Source organism: Candidatus Pseudoscillospira sp. SGI.172, assembly GCF_050313575.1.
Lineage (GTDB): Bacteria > Bacillota > Clostridia > Oscillospirales > Oscillospiraceae > Vermiculatibacterium.
In genome coordinates this window covers 1-901 of record NZ_JBNPLQ010000081.1, presented here as the reverse complement: position 1 = coordinate 901, position 901 = coordinate 1, and the positions used below count along the sequence as shown (strand labels likewise).

The window sequence follows — 901 nt, the reverse complement described above, 5'->3', positions numbered from 1 at the left end:
AAACTGGAGGTGATGCCTTATGCCAAAAGAAAGGAAAAAAGTCCTGTGTATGGACGCTCAGCGGCACGCCGAGTATTACGGGATGCAGCGGACATTTGACGAACTGTACGCCAAAAGCAAGGCCGGAGAAACTTTCACTGGCCTGATGGAACTGGTATTAAGCCCGGACAACATCATGCTGGCCTACAGAAACATCAAGACCAACACAGGCAGCTACACAGCAGGAACAGACAAGCAGAATATCGGTGACATTGGACGGTTCCCACCGGCTGAGGTCATCGGTAAGGTCAGGAAAATCGTCACAGGCAGCGAACACGGCTACCGTCCCAAACCAGTGCGCCGGAAGGACATCCCAAAACCAAACGGCAAAACCAGGCCGCTGGGTATCCCCTGTATCTGGGACAGATTGGTGCAGCAATGCATCAAACAAATCCTGGAACCCATCTGTGAGGCAAAGTTCAGCAACAACAGCTATGGGTTCCGCCCGAACCGATCAGTGGAGCACGCAATTTCCCGCACTTACTCCCTGCTGCAACGGGCACATTTACACTATGTTTTGGAGTTTGACATCAAAGGATTCTTTGACAATGTGAACCACAGCAAGCTCATCAAGCAGCTCTGGACGCTGGGCATCCAGGACAAGCAGCTTCTGTTTATCATCAAGCGCATCCTGAAAGCCCCCATCCGTATGCCGGACGGCAGTACCGTATATCCGACAAAGGGAACGCCCCAGGGCGGGATTATCTCCCCGCTGTTGGCCAATGTGGTGCTCAATGAGCTGGATCACTGGATCGACAGCCAATGGACAGAACACCCCGTGGCAAACCGCTACGGAACACGGCGCACCATCCGCACCTCTGAGGTCTTTGACAAGAGCAAGGGCTACCAGAAAATGCGGAAA

Annotated in this window: 1 protein-coding gene; it reads left to right on the top strand. The window is 53.1% G+C overall.

All coding sequences use genetic code 11. The features are described from left to right. Window positions 1–19 precede the first annotated feature (19 nt). The coding region (locus ACQRD3_RS13540; protein ID WP_427781743.1) for a reverse transcriptase domain-containing protein at window positions 20–901 on the top strand (882 nt) is incomplete at its 3' end.